Origin of the sequence: Blautia sp. MSJ-9 (genome assembly GCF_018919065.1) — a bacterium.
Taxonomy (GTDB): domain Bacteria; phylum Bacillota; class Clostridia; order Lachnospirales; family Lachnospiraceae; genus Blautia_A.
On sequence record NZ_JAHLQG010000046.1, the window covers coordinates 1 to 18,279 of the forward strand.

The 18,279-nt window shown below is 39.0% G+C and carries 16 protein-coding genes and 2 pseudogenes; 3 read left to right on the forward strand and 15 right to left on the reverse strand.

Translation table 11 applies throughout. The features are described 5' to 3' along the window. On the forward strand, window positions 1-744 hold a 744-nt coding region (locus tag KQI87_RS12865; protein ID WP_216460494.1), incomplete at its 5' end, for an IS256 family transposase. Window positions 745-922: 178 nt separating this feature from the next. Here the strand turns inward: KQI87_RS12865 and KQI87_RS17590 are convergent. The 12 genes and pseudogenes from KQI87_RS17590 to KQI87_RS12925 form a co-directional block, all read right to left on the reverse strand. Further along, a pseudogene (locus KQI87_RS17590) lies at window positions 923-1,139 on the reverse strand (hypothetical protein); the annotation flags it as partial. 25 nt (window positions 1,140-1,164) lie between these two features. Then, window positions 1,165-1,344 (reverse strand): annotated as a pseudogene (locus tag KQI87_RS12875) (flavodoxin); the annotation flags it as partial. Window positions 1,345-1,376: 32 nt separating this feature from the next. Continuing rightward, complete coding sequence (locus KQI87_RS12880; RefSeq protein WP_118338895.1) at window positions 1,377-1,967, reverse strand: hypothetical protein; 591 nt, start codon at window positions 1,965-1,967, stop codon at window positions 1,377-1,379. Then, window positions 1,964-4,402, reverse strand: coding sequence for a glycoside hydrolase family 3 C-terminal domain-containing protein (locus tag KQI87_RS12885; protein WP_216460495.1), 2,439 nt, complete (start codon window positions 4,400-4,402; stop codon window positions 1,964-1,966). The genes KQI87_RS12880 and KQI87_RS12885 overlap by 4 nt, the downstream gene beginning before the upstream one ends. 26 nt (window positions 4,403-4,428) lie before the next feature. Then, window positions 4,429-7,290 carry a glycoside hydrolase family 3 C-terminal domain-containing protein gene (locus KQI87_RS12890; RefSeq protein WP_216460496.1) on the reverse strand — a complete coding sequence of 954 codons (2,862 nt, stop codon included), beginning with the start codon at window positions 7,288-7,290 and terminating at the stop codon, window positions 4,429-4,431. Between the two features lie 183 nt (window positions 7,291-7,473). Next, entirely contained in the window at window positions 7,474-8,781 is a 1,308-nt protein-coding gene (locus KQI87_RS12895) for an ATP-binding protein (RefSeq protein WP_216460497.1), read from the reverse strand. 23 nt (window positions 8,782-8,804) lie between these two features. After that, window positions 8,805-9,509 (reverse strand): LytR/AlgR family response regulator transcription factor, encoded by a 705-nt coding sequence (locus tag KQI87_RS12900; RefSeq protein WP_019162588.1) that lies wholly within the window; start codon window positions 9,507-9,509, stop codon window positions 8,805-8,807. A 203-nt stretch (window positions 9,510-9,712) separates the two neighbouring features. Beyond that, entirely contained in the window at window positions 9,713-10,462 is a 750-nt protein-coding gene (locus KQI87_RS12905) for an ATP-binding protein (protein WP_055149525.1), read from the reverse strand. Between the two features lie 136 nt (window positions 10,463-10,598). Beyond that, window positions 10,599-10,793: a hypothetical protein gene (locus KQI87_RS12910; RefSeq protein WP_216460498.1), complete on the reverse strand. Its 195-nt coding sequence runs from the start codon at window positions 10,791-10,793 to the stop codon at window positions 10,599-10,601. Window positions 10,794-10,809: 16 nt separating this feature from the next. Continuing rightward, window positions 10,810-12,627, reverse strand: coding sequence for a cobaltochelatase CobT-related protein (locus KQI87_RS12915; RefSeq protein ID WP_216460499.1), 1,818 nt, complete (start codon window positions 12,625-12,627; stop codon window positions 10,810-10,812). A gap of 6 nt (window positions 12,628-12,633) precedes the next feature. Then, a complete protein-coding gene (locus tag KQI87_RS12920) occupies window positions 12,634-13,566 on the reverse strand; it encodes an AAA family ATPase (RefSeq protein WP_118610329.1) in 933 nt (310 codons plus the stop codon). Window positions 13,567-13,810: 244 nt separating this feature from the next. Next, window positions 13,811-14,581 (reverse strand): ATP-binding protein, encoded by a 771-nt coding sequence (locus KQI87_RS12925; protein ID WP_216460500.1) that lies wholly within the window; start codon window positions 14,579-14,581, stop codon window positions 13,811-13,813. A gap of 168 nt (window positions 14,582-14,749) precedes the next feature. On the opposite strand from KQI87_RS12925, the gene KQI87_RS12930 reads away from it, so the two are divergent. Continuing rightward, entirely contained in the window at window positions 14,750-15,397 is a 648-nt protein-coding gene (locus KQI87_RS12930; RefSeq protein ID WP_082424858.1) for a TetR/AcrR family transcriptional regulator, read from the forward strand. Here KQI87_RS12930 and KQI87_RS12935 read toward each other — a convergent pair. Together KQI87_RS12935 and KQI87_RS12940 are read right to left on the reverse strand one after the other, a co-directional pair. Continuing rightward, on the reverse strand, window positions 15,319-15,945 hold the full coding sequence (locus KQI87_RS12935; RefSeq protein WP_216460501.1) for a DUF3786 domain-containing protein: 627 nt from the start codon (window positions 15,943-15,945) through the stop codon (window positions 15,319-15,321). The genes KQI87_RS12930 and KQI87_RS12935 overlap by 79 nt on opposite strands. Before the next feature lie 40 nt (window positions 15,946-15,985). Next, window positions 15,986-16,318 carry a nitrous oxide-stimulated promoter family protein gene (locus KQI87_RS12940; protein ID WP_215659731.1) on the reverse strand — a complete coding sequence of 111 codons (333 nt, stop codon included), beginning with the start codon at window positions 16,316-16,318 and terminating at the stop codon, window positions 15,986-15,988. Between the two features lie 228 nt (window positions 16,319-16,546). Here KQI87_RS12940 and KQI87_RS12945 point away from each other — a divergent pair, with 228 nt between their 5' ends. Further along, window positions 16,547-16,996, forward strand: a complete 450-nt coding sequence (locus KQI87_RS12945; protein ID WP_216460502.1) for an Rrf2 family transcriptional regulator — start codon at window positions 16,547-16,549, stop codon at window positions 16,994-16,996. 460 nt (window positions 16,997-17,456) lie between these two features. Here KQI87_RS12945 and KQI87_RS12950 read toward each other — a convergent pair whose 3' ends face one another. Then, window positions 17,457-18,266: an EAL domain-containing protein gene (locus KQI87_RS12950; RefSeq protein WP_216460503.1), complete on the reverse strand. Its 810-nt coding sequence runs from the start codon at window positions 18,264-18,266 to the stop codon at window positions 17,457-17,459. Window positions 18,267-18,279 lie beyond the last annotated feature (13 nt).

An 18,279-nucleotide genomic window follows, 5' to 3' on the forward strand; every position in this document is an offset into this window, starting at 1 on the left:
CGGCCACTGGACGAGGTCTATCCCATTCTCTACATTGATGCAATCCATTATTCTGTAAGGGATAATGGCGTGATCCGAAAGCTTGCTGCTTACGTGATTCTGGGAATCAACACGGAAGGGAAAAAAGAAGTTTTAACCATCAGTGTTGGCGATAACGAAAGCGCAAAATACTGGCTTTCCGTTATGAATGAACTGAAAAATCGTGGTGTCAAAGATGTATTAATCATCTGTGCCGATGGTTTAACCGGAATCAAAGAAGCGATCGCAGCAGCTTTTCCAAAGACGGAATACCAGCGCTGTATTGTACACCAGGTAAGGAACACGTTGAAATATGTCCCGGATAAAGACAGAAAAGCCTTCGCTACGGATCTGAAAAACATTTATCAGGCCACAGATGAAAAGAAAGCTCTGGCAGCCTTAGAGCGTGTAACAGAAAAATGGACACCGAAATATCCGAATTCCATGAAGCGCTGGAAGGATAACTGGGACGCAATCTCGCCGATCTTTAAATTTTCAACGACGGTCAGAACGGTGATTTATACTACAAATGCTATTGAATCCCTGAATTCTACCTACCGGAAACTGAATCGCCAGAGAAGCGTATTTCCAAGCGATACAGCTCTATTAAAGGCACTGTATCTTGCCACATTTGAAGCTACAAAGAAATGGACCAGTACGATCCGCAACTGGGCACAGGTGTATGGTGAACTGAGTATTATGTACGAAGGACGCCTCCCAGAGTAACGAATAAACGGGCGAATAAGACGGGCGGAAAACCGCCTGCTCTTGACATGCCATTCAACAACTGTTATATATAAAACAAGGGTGAGAAGCCTGATTTTCAGGCTTGCCACCCTTGCATATCATAGAAGAATCTTATTTACAGACTTTTTCTCACAGTCTCATTGTTATCCATGCAACCTTATTTCAATAATTTATATGTTGCGTCTGTAACCGGCTCACACCACTCATTGGATGTTTCCTCGCCAGGTACTTCAATTGCCAGATGGGAAAAACCATTCATCTGGTGCGCCAATTGGGAACACCATCTCTTTTGCATGAGCACGCATTGCTTCCTCTTCATATGGCAATTCGCCAAATGCATTTCTTCCTGCTGCATGTACTATTTTTCCCATATTCTGTATGCCTCCGTTTCTCTATGATTTATAAAAATTTTACCCATTCTCTGATTTCCTGTTTTGTTCCGCGATTTAATAATCTGCCTTCTGTAATAACTGCATCTGGTGCAGACGGTTGTAATTCTTTTACAGTGTTACCAAATCCACTTCCACCGGATGTTGCAAAAAGCACAATCTTTTTACCGCTGAAATCATGAGATTCCACCATTCCGGAAGCAGCCCCAACAACAATATTTTCTATTCAGCCTTCCCCTCCGGGAAAATAATTTTAAACACAAAGAAAAAAATCACCATGGAAACTCCACCTGTGATAATTGTCACAAGCATGTTATAGACTGCCGGTGCCACATATGCAGATGCAACTGGCATCCACAGATTATTAAATCCATTACAAATCAGTGAAATTACCACCCATGCTATAAAATACCAGATTGCCTGATATACAGGATTTCCATGGCTTTTAAAAGTAATATTTCTCTGAAGTGGAAAATTGATACACTGTGCAAGAAATGACCCTAATTCATAACTGATAAAATAGCCAAGTCCACCACCGATCAGTATATTCCCCGTTGCATCACGCAATACATTATACCCCAGTAAACTCCATGTAAATTTTACTCCAAACAGATTCATGGAAACCTTTGGCCACATAAATTCTGTACCAGCCAGACCAATTCCCAAAATCCCTGGTAAAAATGTAAATACAAGATACTGGAATACCGTCACGCCCATACTGAATATAACAAAATAGAATATCTGATAAAGCCATTTTGCAATAGCAGAATGTTTCTCTTCAAAACATTTCCATATATTTTTTATATGATTCATCTGCACTTCCCTCCGGCTTCTTTTAATAATTTTTCATATTTCTTATTATTTCTTCTGTTTCTGAAATATCCGCCAACTACTTTTTTTACTCCAAGCATAAAGTGTCCATTCACAGCATCGACAATTCCATATACCATTTCCATACTGACTGCCCCGCCGGTCATCTTGGCAATACCTCTAAATGGCATGTTGTAAATAAATAGAATATTCAGATCTGGTTTCCCCTGTTCTTCACTCTTCTTTTTCATTTTTGTGAGACATCTATATATCAGTCTTGCAAGTCTGCTTTTTGCATAATACATCTGACAAATTGCATCATTGATTTCCAGATTTCCACTCCATCTTCTGTTCGGTATCTCATGGCCAAGAAGTTCACGAAATTCCTCATCTGATATTTTCTGCACGATTCCTGTATAATAATAAGGCATTTTTGCCGGATTATACGGATACCCTTTACTATTTCCTGTTCTCTCGGTCATACCTGTTAAACGAATATCTGCAACACTGGCTCCTACCATAATCTGATAAGTTCCTGTTTCTATTTCCCACTGTCCCGTTTTTATATTCCAATAACGGAATGTCTTATCATCAAACGGAATCCTGAGCTGTCTGCTTTCTCCTGCCTTTAGATAAACTTTTGCAAAACCTTTCAGTTCTTTTTCCGGTCGGAACACGATTGCATTAGGAAGTCCTACATACATCTGAACCACCTCAGCTCCGTCTCTGTCACCTGTATTGGTAACCGAAACTTTGATTCCATCCTCTTCTATGATAAGATCAGAATATGTAAATTCCGTATAAGAAAGCCCAAATCCAAATGGATATTGCACCCGGACTTTTGAAGTATCATAATAGCGATATCCTACATAAACACTCTCGCGGTATTCCGATGTTTTCTCATTACTTGGATAATATCGGAATGCCGGTGTCTGTTCATAAGATATGGGATATGTTTCTGCCAGTCTTCCTGATGGATTCACTTTTCCGGTCAGAATATCCAATGTTGCAGAAGCGCCTGCCTGTCCATTCAGATAGCCATGCAAAATCGCTTTGCAGCAGGTGTGCCATGGCATTTCTATCGCAGATCCTGCACTCAGTATTCCAATAATATTTTCATTTACTTTACTGATATCCTGCAGAAGATCGATCTGGTCCTGCGGAATACGCATATGGGTTCTGTCCAGTCCTTCTGATTCACTGATCTCATCAAGACCAAAGCAGAAAATCACAATATCCGCATTCATAGACAAATTTAATGCAAACTTTCTATCATTCTCATCTACATCTCCATTTCTATGATAGCCTCTTGTCATTCCCAGAATATTCAGATCATATTGTTGCAAAATCGATGACATATCTTCTACTTTTGTTGGATTGACCATAGAAGATCCTGCCCCCTGATATCTGGGTGAAAAAGCAAAATCTCCAATAACAGCGATGGATTTTTTGGTATCCAGAGGAAGAATCTGTTTTTCATTTTTCAGAAGAATCATGCTTTCTGCTGCTGCTTTCCTTGCCAGTTGATGATGTGCATTTCTGTCAAAGTTTTTATCTGAAAGCTCCTTCCCTGATGTCAGTTCCATCACTGCATCTACCAGTTCTCCAACTCTTTCATCCAACTCCGCTTCCTTCAGCTTTCCATTTCGGACAGCAGCAATCACTTCCCTTGCAGAATCGTACCCACAGGACGGCATCTCCAGATTTGAGCCGGCAGCAACACCTTTCACATGGTCATTGCTTCCGCCCCAGTCTGTTACTACAATTCCATCAAATCCCCATTCTTTGCGCAGGATATCTGTCAAAAGATGTTTGTCCTCATTAGCATAAATCCCATTAATCTGGTTGTAACTGCTCATGATTGCTTTTGCGTGTCCTTCTTTAACAGCTATCTCAAAACCGGTCAGATAAATTTCTCTTAATGTCCGTTCGTCAACAACTGCGTCCATTGCCATTCTCCGAAGTTCCTGACTGTTAACCGCCAGATGCTTCGGGCAGGCATAAACGCCTTTACTCTGTATTCCACGAATATATGACGCTGCCATCTTCCCGGAAAGATATGGATCTTCTGAAAAATATTCAAAATTTCTTCCACATAATGGGCTTCTTTTAATATTTAATCCCGGACCAAGCAGGATATTTACATCCATACTTGCTGCTTCCTCTCCAAGAGCCTGTCCAATCTCTTCCCCCAAATCCTGATTCCAGCTGTTTGCTATCGTCGCTGCTGTGGGAAAACAAGTTGCATTCAAGGATGCATTCAGTCCCAGATGGTCTCCTGCTCCTGCCTGTTTTCTGATTCCATGCGGTCCATCTGAAAGAAAGATGGACGGGATGGAAAGCCTGTCAATTTCTCTGGTCTGCCAGACAGTTTTTCCACTGAGTATCGCTGCCTTTTCTTCTATTGTCATCTTTTCAACCAATTTTTGCTGTTTCATAACTGTTTTCCATCCCACTTTCTTCCTTATTCAGCATTCTTTCTTTTCTTATATCCTCTGATTACCAGTACTTCCATTCCTGCCATGAAAAGTGCTATTACAATGTCGATACCAATTCCTGCTTTTTTCCAGTTTTCCATACCTGTTTCTTCGTGTTCTCCATCATAAGCCCAGCTGCTTACAACTGTATACATGACATTTTTGCAGGCATTTCTCATCTGAAGTACAGCTGTTGGATGCTCCGGATTGGCTACATTGTTCTCTTCTCCATTGAATGTGGACAGCATTGCATCTACCCCATTCGCCAAAGCTGCATCTGCATTCATAAATCCATGACCATTGTTTCGGAAGAAGTCTGTAAGCGCCATTCCCCTGAAGCCCCATTCATCTCTGAGAACTGTGTTCATAAGATTACTGCATTCTCCAGTCCATTTATCTCCAAGGAAACTCCAGGAAACCATAACCGCATTTGCGCCTCCCTGTTTTACAGAGATTTCAAATGGTTTCAGATAGATTTCACGGATTGCCTGCTCATTTGACCAGACACTTACCATCTTTGCATTTCCTTCATACAGTGCGAAATGCTTAATGTAAGAATAAACTCCATATTTTCTTGCACCTTCTACTGCATTTGCACCCATATTTCCTGCAAGAACTCCATCTTCTGAAAAATATTCATAGTTTCTTGCTCCAAATGCAGTTCTATGAGTATTCATACCTGGTGCATACCAGCCCTCTGCACCCATTTCCTGACTGATCTTGCCCATGCATTCACCCCAGGCCTGTGCAAGTTCCTTATTCCATGTGGATGCAACCACAACTTCAATTGGGAATCCAATAGAACCAACTCCTGTAAAGTTGTTATTAATTGCTGCTGGTCCATCGAAATCAAGTGTAGCCACTTTTCCCACAGAATCCATGGCTGCTGTCTGATAACCGGCCATTGCAATCATATTTGCCATTTCATCAACAGTAAGCTGATCCAGAAGTTTTTCCCAACGAGGATCGTCATAATCAGCATCACGCATATCAGCTAATGTAAGTCCATTATCTGCTCCCGTTGTCGGCATTACATCCTCATCATTGAGATATGTAGTCTTATCAAAGTTGCTGTTCAGATGATATTCAGAAACATATGGCTCACCCAGCTCTGCAGATGCCGGTGCTGCTGTAGCCTCTTCATAATTTGCAAAATGATCTGCTCTTGATAAATATGTCACATCGCCTTTTGCATCTTCAAATACATTTGTTGCTGCAGTATCATCTGATGCTCTTTTATTTTCTCCCTTATATACTACATCTTTATCTGCAGTGTAAGTTTTCTGATCCATCACAGTGTGTGAATCGCTGTTAATAGAGATTACATAGTCACCTTTTTCAAGAACATATGCTTTTGCATTATTCTCATCATAAGAGGCCATATCTTCTATACTGAATGTAACTGTAACAGTCTGAGATTCTCCCGGCTGAAGCAGATTTGTTTTTGCAAACTCGATCAGATTTGCAGAAGATTTCTCAATTCCCCCATTTGTATATGGCGGTTTATAATACACTTCTACTACATCTTTTCCGGCAACATCTCCGGTGTTGGTTACTTCTACATCTACAGAAATCTGTCCGTCTTTTTCCTCCAGTTCACCCATTTTCTGTTCAAATTCCGTATAACTCAGACCATATCCAAATGGATACTGTACAGTCTTATCGTAATCAATCGCACCTTCCTGTGCAGCTGTTTCATAGTACTTGTATCCTACATAAATACCTTCCACATAATTAGTAAATGCCGGAGCATACACCTGCGCAGTTCCTGCGTTCATTCCTTCAACGGCCAAATCTGCCAGATTTGTATACTCCGTTTTTTCTGCATTATTCCACCACGGAGCAGTCGTCATATCATAAATAAATGTATCCGGTGTTTTTCCGGAAGGATTGACTTCACCTGAAAATACTTTACCAAGTGCATTAAATCCCACATTTCCCGTTCCGGGGCACCATACAACAGATTTAATCTGAGGATATTCATCTGCGAAACCAAGTTCAAACTGATTTGCTCCATTATAAACCACAATCACATTATCAAAGTTTGAGCAAACCATATCCACCATATCTCTCTCAGTTTGTGAAAGCTGTAAATAATGCTCTCCCTCAGGAAAATCATCATATTCCTCTGAATTATTATCATATGCTGCTTTTCTTACATCCATAGGAATATCATTATGACCTTCACCTGCTTTTCTGGAAAGAACCACAACTGCCACATCAGAATACTCTTTCGCACTTTTAATAAGCTCATCACTGTAAGTATCTACAGGTGGCTCCGGTAATGTCCAACTCTGTTTCTGGATAGACATTTCCGGATTATCTGCACCATAATTGTTATAAAAATCAACCAGTTCCTGGTTAATAGAAAATCCGGCATTTTCAAGTCCCTGATTCAGACTGACAATATCATACAGATCATTAATTCCACCGGAACCAGCTCCTCCGTAAGCCGGATTAATAGATTCCCAGCCAAAAATATTCAGTTTTTTTGTTTCATTTAAAGGAAGCAGGCTTTCATTCTTCAGAAGAACAATTCCATCTTCCATAATTTCTTCTGCTACTTCCGCAGCTTCTTCATTTGTTTCATCGCTTAAAGTTCCATTTCCCGTTGCCAGTCCAATCAACGTAGACATTGGTCCAAAACAGATCATATTCACGCAGACAACAACTGCAAGAACCATTGCGATCGCAGCTTCTCCTCTTATCAGAAATCTTTTGCCCCTGGACATCCTGCGGCATGCGATCATAATTACGATTCCAATTACAAGTGCAGCAATAATACCGATAATATACGGTTTGCATAATTGTAATACCGCCAGAACATCTTCCATTTCAACACTGATCATTCTCTTTTTTCCTCCTTTGACTCTCTCATCTTTTTCAGGTATCATTTCCTGTTGGCATTACTATAACATGGTTATTATTTCGTGCCGTTTTTGGCACAAGATGCAGCAAATATGGCACAAAATACTAAAAAAGGTCCACCGGACCTTTTTGTCGTATGCTTGGCAACAAAAATACCCAGAGCATTACAATACTCTGGGTAAAAGAATCTTTAATTCAAACCAGTTCTGCTGTACTCCAAATACTACAGAACCATCATATTTTTCTACAGCTTTACGAATACTCTTCAATCCAAAACCATGGTTTTTACTATCCTTTTTTGTTGTTGTAATCAGATCCTCTTCATTTTTGGAAATTTCTGCTTCACAATAATTCTCTATCTTGATGAACACAAATCCTTTTTGAGCGGATACTGTCAGATGGATCAGTCTTTTTTCCGGATCTGGAATCAAAATTACATGCTCAATCGCATTATCCAAAGCATTTCCAAATATAGAACATATATCTGTTACATGCATATGATCCAATAATTTTCCATCTGCCACACAGGTAATCTGTATATGATTTTTTCGACAATGGAAAATCTTAGCTGCCAAAATCGTATCAAGTACCTGATTCCCCGTTCTGCTTATATTCTCAAAAGCAGCGATTTCCTTTTCCATGGAATCAATCCATTTTTTTCGTTTCTCTTCATCTGATTCCGCACGAAGTCCCGTTATCTGGTGTTTCAGATCATGGTATTTCATTTGTATGAGATCCAGGCTGTCCTGATAATTTCGGTATTGATCATACTGGCTTTTCAGCATCACGTTCATTACTGAAAGTTCTTTCTCGGCAACATACTCACTGATCCTGCTCTGATAAGCATGCAGGATTGCAATTCCTCCAAAATCGATCAGTGTTCTGATAGAAAAAATATCTGCACGTTCTCTGCTCGCAAATGGTGCATTTTCATTTAAAAAGCTCAGATTACTAAAAGCAAAGATTGCAACAGCCATGATTGCCGCCGCTACTACTTCCTTTACTGTCATCTGTTCAAGATAATTCTGCTTCAGAAGATCTTTTTCTAAATAAATATCAATAGTAAAGCAGCCTCCAAAAACAACCATCGTGATCAGAATTTCAACCCAGAGGCTCTGATTCCCCCATGCCTGTACAATAGATACCATCTGCCACTGCAGCGAAGCTGCAAATTCAGCAAGAACAAATGCACGGGCACAGCAATAAGCCGCTCCCAGAGGCTTCATATTTCCTCCGACCATAAGAAATCCATACATCATACCTGCAGCGATCATCATACAGGGAATCCACAAAATTTCAGTTACGCTGCCTGTCAAAGTCAGAAAAATACTCTGCATTGCCAACATGAAAAGACTGCCTATAAGAAAATGTACAGATTTCATGTTTTCTTTTTTTAGGATATAAAGATAAACCAGACATGATCCCCACTCTGCTATTGCCGTATAAATTCTTGGAATATCCTGATATAACATAGTATCCTCCATTTCGCATGAAATCATTCCATATTGAGGTTTTGCAGAAGCAGATTCATGAATTCTTTTTTTCTGGTTCTGCTGACAGGTATATGTACATTATGGATCACACAATCAGAACCAACAAATCCCTCTACATGATTCATATTTACCAGATATCCCTTTGCACATCGAAAAAAATTATGTACCGCAAGTTTTTCTTCGAGTTCTTTCATCGTAATTCTTGAACAGTAATCTCCTCTCGAAGTATGATAAATTACATTATGTCTCTGCCCCTCAATAAAATAGATATCTGCTATATCTATCTTTACAACTCCTTCCCCAATCGGAATCGTAAGAAATTCTTTAACCTCAGAGCGCATACGTCCAACTGCTTTATCCAGTTTCTGCGAAAAAGAAAAGTACTCAACTGGTTTTACTACATAATCCATTGCATCAACTTCATATCCACGTACTGCATATTGAATCATATTTGTAATAAACATAATAATTACTTTCTGATCCATCTGACGGATTTTTTCTGCTGCTGTCATACCATCCATGAACCGCATCTGAATATCCATCAGAATAATGTCAAAACCGCCACTGTAATTCTCAGTGATATCTTCTCCATCACCAAATACCGTAACCTTTATTGATCTTCCCCTTTCCGTTTGATATTTCCGGATATACTCTGTTAATTGTTTTACGTAAATTTCTTCATCTTCCACAATTGCAATCTGTATCATCCTATACCCTCCACAAGAATTGCATTTTTTGTAACTGTTCAATCACACAATATAGTCCCAGGTTTTTATTATTATTTTATAAATAATTTTTGTTTCAGTATATCACTGCTTTTTTCTTGCGTCAAGCGGATGTAATATTACAAATTACAGCTGTATAATCTGGGTTTCTTTTATAATATATCCACAGTAAATCTCCTCATTCTTTAAATAGAAAGTAGAAATTCTGTTAAGTTTTCAATAGCATCTGGTTTTTCTGATAGTTCTTTCCCCATCAGTCCCTCTCCCATAATACTAGGATCCGCGCCAAGAGATACAGCGACTCGACTTGAATTCCATACAGCTTCATACATCATTTCCTGATTCTCTTTTGTTACTTTATTGAGAACGTAATAAAATGGTTTTCGAATACTTTCCGATAATTCCCCGATTTTTTTGGAAAGCTGTAGGGATTCATAGGATGGATCTATGATTATCAATATCAAATCTACACCGTTATCAATTCCACGTCCAAAGTGTTCAATACCAGCCTCCATATCCATTAGCGCAAATTGGTCTTCTTTAAGCCTGAGATTTTGGATAAATTGAGTCATAACAGTTCCCATAGCACAAGAACACCCTTCATTTGCCTGATGGATTTTTCCACTGCTCATCAGTTTTACACCGTCCTTCAGACTATAATAATCTTCCGGTATATCATCTATAGTCCAGGTTTCCTCAAAAAACTGATGAGTAAATTTTGATAACATCATATCATTTAAAACATTTTGCTTACCACCGAAATAGTCTGTAAAATCTCTGGGAAGCTTCATACCTAGCTGTCGGTGTAGGCCATAATTAGATTCATCGGAATCAATTACCAAAATTTCTTTTCCTCGTCTGGCTAAAGCCTTAGCCAAAAGACTGGTTACTGTACTTTTTCCACATCCACCTTTTCCACAAACTGCTATTTTCATCTCTATATTTACTCCTTTTCTTTTTTTCTAAATAATAAGTATTACACATGACCATGCTTCAAACTGTTTTCGAAAAATAATTAAATTAATATAATGTCTATTTTGCCATTACATCAAATATCTCCTTAAATGCTTTTTACTCTACTTCCTCCAGTTCTGTTCCTTCTGGAAGAATATATCCGCAGTTATCACATACTCCATCCTCTGCAAGTATCCCGTCTTTCACAAAGACTTCAATGCCTCCCGGTTCATGACAGCGTGGACAATCTAATTCCTGTATCTTTTTCTGATTTCTTACATCCTGGCAATTGGCAAATTCAATTTTACCCATAGTGATTCCTCCATTTTCATTCCATATCAATTTGTCTTCGCAAAAAAGTTCCTACCATACGGGAAAAATTGCTGATATTACGAATATAGGCAAAATCTTTTCCATAGATTCTCTTTTCCACGGAGAGCTCTTCTTCATTCCCTACAAAAATACCAATTACGAAAATTCCCTGATTTCTGGCCCGACGCACCTCATATGCAGTATCTTTCACAGCTCCTTCTCCGTCATAGATCTTGGGCTGGCGGGTTCCTGGTCGTTGTATGCTCATATCACAGGGTTTTCCATCACTTAATACGATTAAAATCTTATTTTTTTCCGGTCGCCCCATGAGAGAGGAAGAGACTGTTTTCAGTGCAAGCCCATCTCTGTTATTGGCATACGCCCGAAATTGAAAGATTCTTTCATTTGTTTCCCTTGGATCTTCATAATCCCGAAATCTCTGAAGTACTGTATATCCCCAGAAAGCACAGTATCCTGTCACCCGATGAGGAATTCCTGCCTGGCTTAATGCTTCACTAATAATATATCCCTGCGCCGCTACCTGAGCCTGTCTGCCAGCTTGGGAACCACTGGAATCAATCAGGACATCTATTACAAACTCAGAATCTTCTGATCTCTTTTTTCTATTAAATAACTTGTCATCGTCTGTTCTTCCAATTTTCCATAACCTTTCAGGAACAAGCTGCCCTGCATCAGATCTGCTGACAAAATCATCCTTTCGGATTATAAGTGCCCGTTTCAGTGACTCTGCCAACACAGAAATATTTCTTTTGATGATCCAGTGATTATTTCCATAATAGGCTTTATTTTTTTCAAACTGCAGCTGAGAAAAACGGTATTGATTATTTTTTATCACAGGGTTCTGTAAAATTCCATCTGTAAGATACAGGATACAGTTTTTGTGGATTCCTGTACAAAATTTCCGGTTGACTCTGGCCTGCTCCGATTCACTTAGATACGATTTTCCGTAATTCAGTTCCACATATTCCCGTATCCGTCGCACTGCCTGTGGATTTATATTCTCCGAGCTTTCCGGAACTTCTTCATTTTCCGGAGAGAAATAAAATCTTTTTTTCTTTTGGTTTCTGATATCCAGACTCATCATCTTTTTTTTGATATTAGAAAGATATTTTTGAATGATGTCTTCCATCTGTTCATCCGTCATGCATTCCTGCCACGCGTCATTGGCCAATGCCATATCCGGTAAATTCAGAATCTTCTCCAGATTTCCATTCTTTTTTTCAAAAGAGGGATCCAAAACATGATTATAAATCTCATCTATCACGTTTATGACATCTTCCGTATTTTCTGCATCCTTCAGAGAAAGAATCTTGTACAATGCAATCTCTGCCTGCGGATCCATTCCCTCATCGTCTGTGTTCTTCAGAACATGCCTTATATACAAAAGCCTAATCCTGTGAATCAGGTCTGTTCCAGCATTATCTGATATCTGCTCTTCCTCGGCCTTTTCCAATTCTCCGAATGCCTGTTCTCTGATTTCCTTTGTTCCCAAACGTTCTCGAATGATAAAACGATTCACTGCAGCATCCATGCATAATCCGGCAATAGGCAAAAGCATATCTTCCCCAGCAGAAAAATGTAATTTTTTCATCAAATACATGCCAAGTTTCTTCTGATCAAAATATCGTGCAAAGGCACCCTGCTTCACTGCCTCATACAGAACCGTTTGTTTTGAATAAACATATTTTTCTGTGTCCGGTTCAAATTCCATATCATAATCACCACTGACTGTCCAAAAAATATTTCTGATACGATTGCTGATCTCCAGACGATGTTCTTCCAGTTGTTCCGCCGGCCATCTGACATCCTCCATACAAGTTTACCCCCATATGTCTTTTCCGGTCCAGGAAGATGGGATTCTGGTAGAAACCACATCTTCTATGATCTCTTTTTCAAATACATCAAAACTTTTATTTATGATCCCCATCTGGATTGCATCAATTGGAGAAAGTCCGCTTTTTGTTGCTTTTACAGCAGAAACCAATCCTCTCAGGTCAAGAGATTTTGTTGAGATTTCTCCATGATAAGCTTTGATCTGCAAATCCAGAAACAGTCCTGCAAAAGCTTTCAGTGCACTTTTTTCCCCATCTGGAAAATGTTGTCTTAATACAAAAAGGACACTATCCTCATCCATTTCAGGCATATCAATTACCATAAACCTTGAAACCAATGCTTCATTTAGCTCTCTGGTACCTGCGTAACCATAATTCATCGTGCCGATAAATCGTGTTGCCGGATGAAGTAAAATCCTGTTATATCCTGGAATATCGATTCTGCGCCGATGATCCAGTGTGGCATGCAGTACAGAAACCGCATCATTTTTTGCCATATTGATTTCGTCCAGGATTCCAAATCCTCCAAATTCCGCGCATTGGTAGATAGGGCCTTTCCGAAGGCTAACCTCATTATTTATAAAGGTATCCGTTCCAATCAGATCGGCACTGTCTGTATTTACATGAAAAGAAATGTCGTATTCCGGTCTTCCGAATATCCATGCCAGTGTCTCACATAGTACATTTTTTCCTGTAGCTTTCGCACCGGAAAGTAACAGGTTATCTCCCTGAAGAAGCGCTGCTATTGACATTTCCAGAATCTTTTTCCCATAAAATAGGATATCCGGTTTTTCTACCCGTTCCTTTACCTGATCCTCTACCTCATAACGCATGTGAAAATCTCTCAGTTCTCCAATCAGTTCCTGCGCTATCTTCTGGTCTTCTAAATATTTTTCTATTTCTGTCCAATGATTTCTCATGAAGCTTTTCCTTTCTTTGCAATTATAGCAATCCTCGTAAATAATGCATTTAAGACAGTTCAGCAGAGTGCGAAAGACAAGGAAGATATCTGCAGGCGTGCTGACGCACGGCAAAGATATCTGACGCAGGATTTCACACTCTGATGGGCTGGATTAAGATGCATTATTTCAGAGGATTGCTATAGTTATATCAAATCAGATAATATTTCTGTTTACTCAATCTTCAAACTTTCAATCCTCCAACTCACAATCCTAACTTCTTTACAATTTCTCCCAGTGCACTTCTTACAGGAGAATCTTTCGGAAGCCGTATGATCGGCTTTCCATCGCAGTCATACTGATAAACCTGGTTATCATGAGGCACCACCCCTAACAATTCCAGTCCCTGATTTCGAATTTCTTCCAGAGTTCCGGCATCCAGTTTTCCATCCGGAACACGATTCACGATTAATCCAGTCTTCTGTGGTTTAAAGTTTAACTCCTTCATCAGCTTTGCAATACGTCCGGCTGCCTGAACACCTCTTCTGGAACAGTCACTTACAAGAATCGCAACTTCCATCATTGGCAGGATTCCTCTGCTGATATGTTCCATACCTGCTTCGTTATCAACCACAATATATGGATAATGACCTTGCAGTTTCTGAACCTGGGTCTGCACAAGACCATTTACAAAACAATAGCAGCCCTGTCCCTGGGTTCGCCCCATTACCATCAAATCATAATCGTCTTCTTCTGCAATTGCATCGGAAAGACGCATTTCCAGATAAGCCTGTTTTGTCATTCCTGCCGGAATCTGATATCGTGGATCAACTCCTGCACGTTCAATCTCTTCTCTCAGTTCTCCGAGTGTAATCTCCGGTTCAACGCCGAGCACTTCATTCAAATTCGCATTTGCATCTGCATCTACAGCTAAAACCGGATGTTTTCTATTTTCACATAAATATTGAATTAACAATCCACAAAGGGTTGTTTTCCCTACGCCACCTTTTCCTGATACTGCAATTACATGTCCCATGTTTTTCCTCCTAAAATTCTGAACAATCTGTTGACTTTTTCTTTAAACCTCATTATAGTTGTTACTATATAAATTACAATAATCAATCTGTGAGATTTGTATGGTTACTCAACACATCAGAAAAATTGTTGAGAAATTATATGATACTAACTAATACAGGAGTATATAATGTCAGAAAAAACGAGAAAACAAGATCGCCGTACCCGCTATACCAGGCAAACCATAAAAGATACGTTCTTAGAGTTGTTAAATCAGAAAAGTTTTACGAAAATTACAGTTACAGAGATCTGCAAAAATGCTGAAATCAACCGTGGCACTTTTTATCTTCATTACTACGATATCCATGATGTATTATCAGATATTTTTAATGATATGACTCAGGATATGTTAACAACTGTAGATCATTTATTCTGTCTAAATCAAAAAAGCTGTTCCTATCCGTTCTGTCAGAAAATACAGATGGAATCACAATACAGGGCACTGTTTCTGGATGATGCAATTGCCCCTATTCTTCTGGAAAAAATAGCAGAAAATACAAAAGAAGGCTATGTGACCTGGCTTATGTCACACAGCCTCCTGACCTTTGAACAGGCAGAATCGGTTTTTTATTTTCAAATGAATGGCTGCCTTTCCATCAACAGACTGATGCTCCGCAATCACTGTAATGACTGGAAACAGATTCAGACAGTAATCGACAAATTTATCAAAGCCGGGTTGGAAAGTTTTCTGATTCATGATCAGAGAGAAGAAAATGCTTCCGATAATTTTTGCAGCAAAATTTCTCCAACTGTTACCGCATCTTCTACACTCAGATAATGATCGGCATGATCCTGAAGAAATATTTTGCCAGATACAGGAAATTCTTCATCTGCAAACCATATCTTTAAAGTTACCGGATATCTTGGCAGGACTGGAAAAACAGCACACAGATCCGCCTTTGTCTCTGTGAATTCTGCACCCAGGTTTTTACATGCTTTCTGAATTTTCTCAGGATCTTTATCCTGCAAAAGCTTTTCCAGTTTCTGCTCTGCAGTCCGGTCAAACTTGGTTCCTCGAATCAATCCATCTTTCAGGTTACCAAAAGTAATGAGCTTCTGTGAGCCTTCTGTGCCATCGGCCATATCCAGATAATGCAGCAATATCAGATAATGCCATTCATCCATATCTGCGTTAATATAAAACTCAGGAAGTTGAATTTCAATCACTTCATGAAAGCTCGGTACCTCAAGCATATTTTGACTGCTATGAAAAACAGCCCCACTTTTTGCAGCAATCTCCTCTCCGGAACGATTTTGCAGCCGTCTTACTGCTGCCTGCAGCATTTCCTGAAATGCACGATTTTCTGTTTGATTTTTGTATTCCATAAGTTCTCCTTTGTGAATATTTTATCACATCATATAATAATCAATGTTTATGCAAGGATTTTGGTGGTTTCATAAATCTGGCTTTGTCCGGATTCTCTTTCATCCATTCCCGGGCAAAATCCATTACCTCAGTCATAGTTTCATAATCTTTTCCACAAAAACAGCAACTTGGGCATGTTGGACATGGCCATCCCTTATTTTTGAATCTGCATGCGTCTAAATGTCGGTATGCTCTTAATAAATTTGCTTCATATTCTTCTTTAGACTGTGAAGCTTCCCTGTTTTCACGATAATAAAGGTGATACATTTTTTTAGTCATATGTTTTTTGATTCTGGTATATAAATTTCCTTTTAATTTGTCCACAATCAGCATATTATACAATCCTCCGTAAGTTTCATTCCTGTGTTGACTTTTCCTTTACATTTCATTATAGTTGTAATTATATTATTTACAATCATCAAAATAAAAAATATGTACAGTTTCTCAACACATTAAAAAGAGCTGTTGAGAACTTGGAAAGTTTTAGACAAACCAGAAATATTTTCGCCTCAAAAATGTAAAACCAAAATCATTATATCATACTACAAGGAGTTTCTTATCATGAAATACTCAACGAAATTAAGCGATACTGTCCATGTAATGGTTCTGATTGCTATCAACCAGGAAAAATCTCTCTCCAGCGCCTCAATTGCAGAAAGTGTCCATACAAATCCCGGCTTTGTACGCCAGCTTATGTTAAAACTAAAAAAAGCCGGACTTATGACCAGTGTAGCCGGACATGCCCGTCCTTCTCTTTCAAAACCAGCAGACCAGATTACATTGCTGGATATTTATAAAGCAGTTGAAGGCGAGAAACCGCTGCTTCATTTAGATACTCATACCAATCCAGATTGTGGCGTTGGCATTAACATTCAGTTATCTTTGCAGGGATTCTATAATGAAATCCAAAAAACTGCTGAAGAAAAAATGAATACGATTACTTTACAGGATATCATAGATACCTATTATCAGCGAACATCCATGCAAAATGATTTACAAAACATTATATGACAGGAGAATATTCTTATGCATCGCATAATTTTTCGGAACAGCTTTTCATACCAGATGATGGACAGGGTTATTCTCTATAAAAGTATCAAAGAGATCATTCCTTCTCCTTGATATAGTGTTTGTATCAAAAGAATTCCATTTTTGCACAAAAAAAAGCTATAAGACTCCATTTTTTGAAATCTTATAGCTTTGCTATTAATGATATTATTGTCCAGCGAAGGAATAATGTTGACAGTTCTGTTGGCTAGGTGATATGCAATTGTTCTGCTGTTTTTGAAATTATATCATGGGACTGTGCTAGAGCGTGTTTAACTCATGGTCAACACCTCTCATCCCTTTTCGCACAATGAAATTTCTAATCTGTTCTTCACAGTCCAAAAATGGTTTTATCGGTTTAATGCTTTTTCTGTCATTTTTTATCTGCTATAAAAATCTGTGTATATGGAAAAACGGAGGCCCCTCAAGTCCTCCGTCCCCAAAATAAAATATTCTCTTTACCATTTAATCTCTCTAATATCTCTGCAGCTTCATCACCGATATTTCCAAATACGCGTTCTGGTTTTCCGAGGAAAAATCCCTGGCCGTAATGCACTCCCAGGCTGTGCAGACATTCCAGCTCCTGTGCTGTTTCTATCCCTTCTGCAATCAGAATTGCTCCTGTTGCATTACAGTAATCCAACAGGAGTTTCATCATGATCTCTTTTTTCTTATCCTTGTGGATATCCCTTACCAGTTCTATATCCGCTTTCAGATAATCAGGTGTGGTATTTACCACACGGTTTAATCCTGAATGTCCTGCTCCCACATCATCCAATGCTATCTCATATCCCTGATCTGCATAATGTTTCATGATCTGCTGCAATATCTGGTAGTTTTCTATGTCTGATCTCTCTGTTATTTCGAATACAATATCAGAAGCAGGAACCCCAGCCTTCATAGCCTTACGATTTGTAAATCCCTGTATAAACGCTTTATCCTGAATAATATTTCCATCAACATTAAGAAATAATTTTACTTTCTCCGGTTTTGCAACTGCTGCCTTCAGAGCTTTGTTTCTGCATAGTTTTTCTAATTTCCACACGCATCCCAACTGTTCAGCAATCACAAACAAATCTGAGATCGTAAGTGTCGTACTGCTTCTGTCTATACGGCTGAGTGCCTCATAGCCGGACACCCTGCCTGTCTGCAAATTGACGATTGGCTGAAACACCGGATATATGGCTTTTCTCTCTAATATCTTATAGAATTCATCTGCTTTGTTTACTTTCATCGTTTTATGATCC

Coding starts and splice junctions, on each gene's coding strand:
- KQI87_RS12935 (WP_216460501.1), bottom strand. CDS start 15,945: ATGGAATACAAAAATCAAACAGAAAATCGTGCATTTCAGGAAATGCTG.
- KQI87_RS12890 (WP_216460496.1), bottom strand. CDS start 7,290: ATGATCAGTGTTGAAATGGAAGATGTTCTGGCGGTATTACAATTATGC.
- KQI87_RS12885 (WP_216460495.1), bottom strand. CDS start 4,402: ATGAAACAGCAAAAATTGGTTGAAAAGATGACAATAGAAGAAAAGGCA.
- KQI87_RS12950 (WP_216460503.1), bottom strand. CDS start 18,266: ATGAAAGTAAACAAAGCAGATGAATTCTATAAGATATTAGAGAGAAAA.
- KQI87_RS12905 (WP_055149525.1), bottom strand. CDS start 10,462: ATGAAAATAGCAGTTTGTGGAAAAGGTGGATGTGGAAAAAGTACAGTA.
- KQI87_RS12915 (WP_216460499.1), bottom strand. CDS start 12,627: ATGGAGGATGTCAGATGGCCGGCGGAACAACTGGAAGAACATCGTCTG.
- KQI87_RS12880 (WP_118338895.1), bottom strand. CDS start 1,967: ATGAATCATATAAAAAATATATGGAAATGTTTTGAAGAGAAACATTCT.
- KQI87_RS12910 (WP_216460498.1), bottom strand. CDS start 10,793: ATGGGTAAAATTGAATTTGCCAATTGCCAGGATGTAAGAAATCAGAAA.
- KQI87_RS12900 (WP_019162588.1), bottom strand. CDS start 9,509: ATGATACAGATTGCAATTGTGGAAGATGAAGAAATTTACGTAAAACAA.
- KQI87_RS12930 (WP_082424858.1), top strand. CDS start 14,750: ATGTCAGAAAAAACGAGAAAACAAGATCGCCGTACCCGCTATACCAGG.
- KQI87_RS12940 (WP_215659731.1), bottom strand. CDS start 16,318: ATGCTGATTGTGGACAAATTAAAAGGAAATTTATATACCAGAATCAAA.
- KQI87_RS12925 (WP_216460500.1), bottom strand. CDS start 14,581: ATGGGACATGTAATTGCAGTATCAGGAAAAGGTGGCGTAGGGAAAACA.
- KQI87_RS12895 (WP_216460497.1), bottom strand. CDS start 8,781: ATGTTATATCAGGATATTCCAAGAATTTATACGGCAATAGCAGAGTGG.
- KQI87_RS12945 (WP_216460502.1), top strand. CDS start 16,547: ATGAAATACTCAACGAAATTAAGCGATACTGTCCATGTAATGGTTCTG.
- KQI87_RS12920 (WP_118610329.1), bottom strand. CDS start 13,566: ATGAGAAATCATTGGACAGAAATAGAAAAATATTTAGAAGACCAGAAG.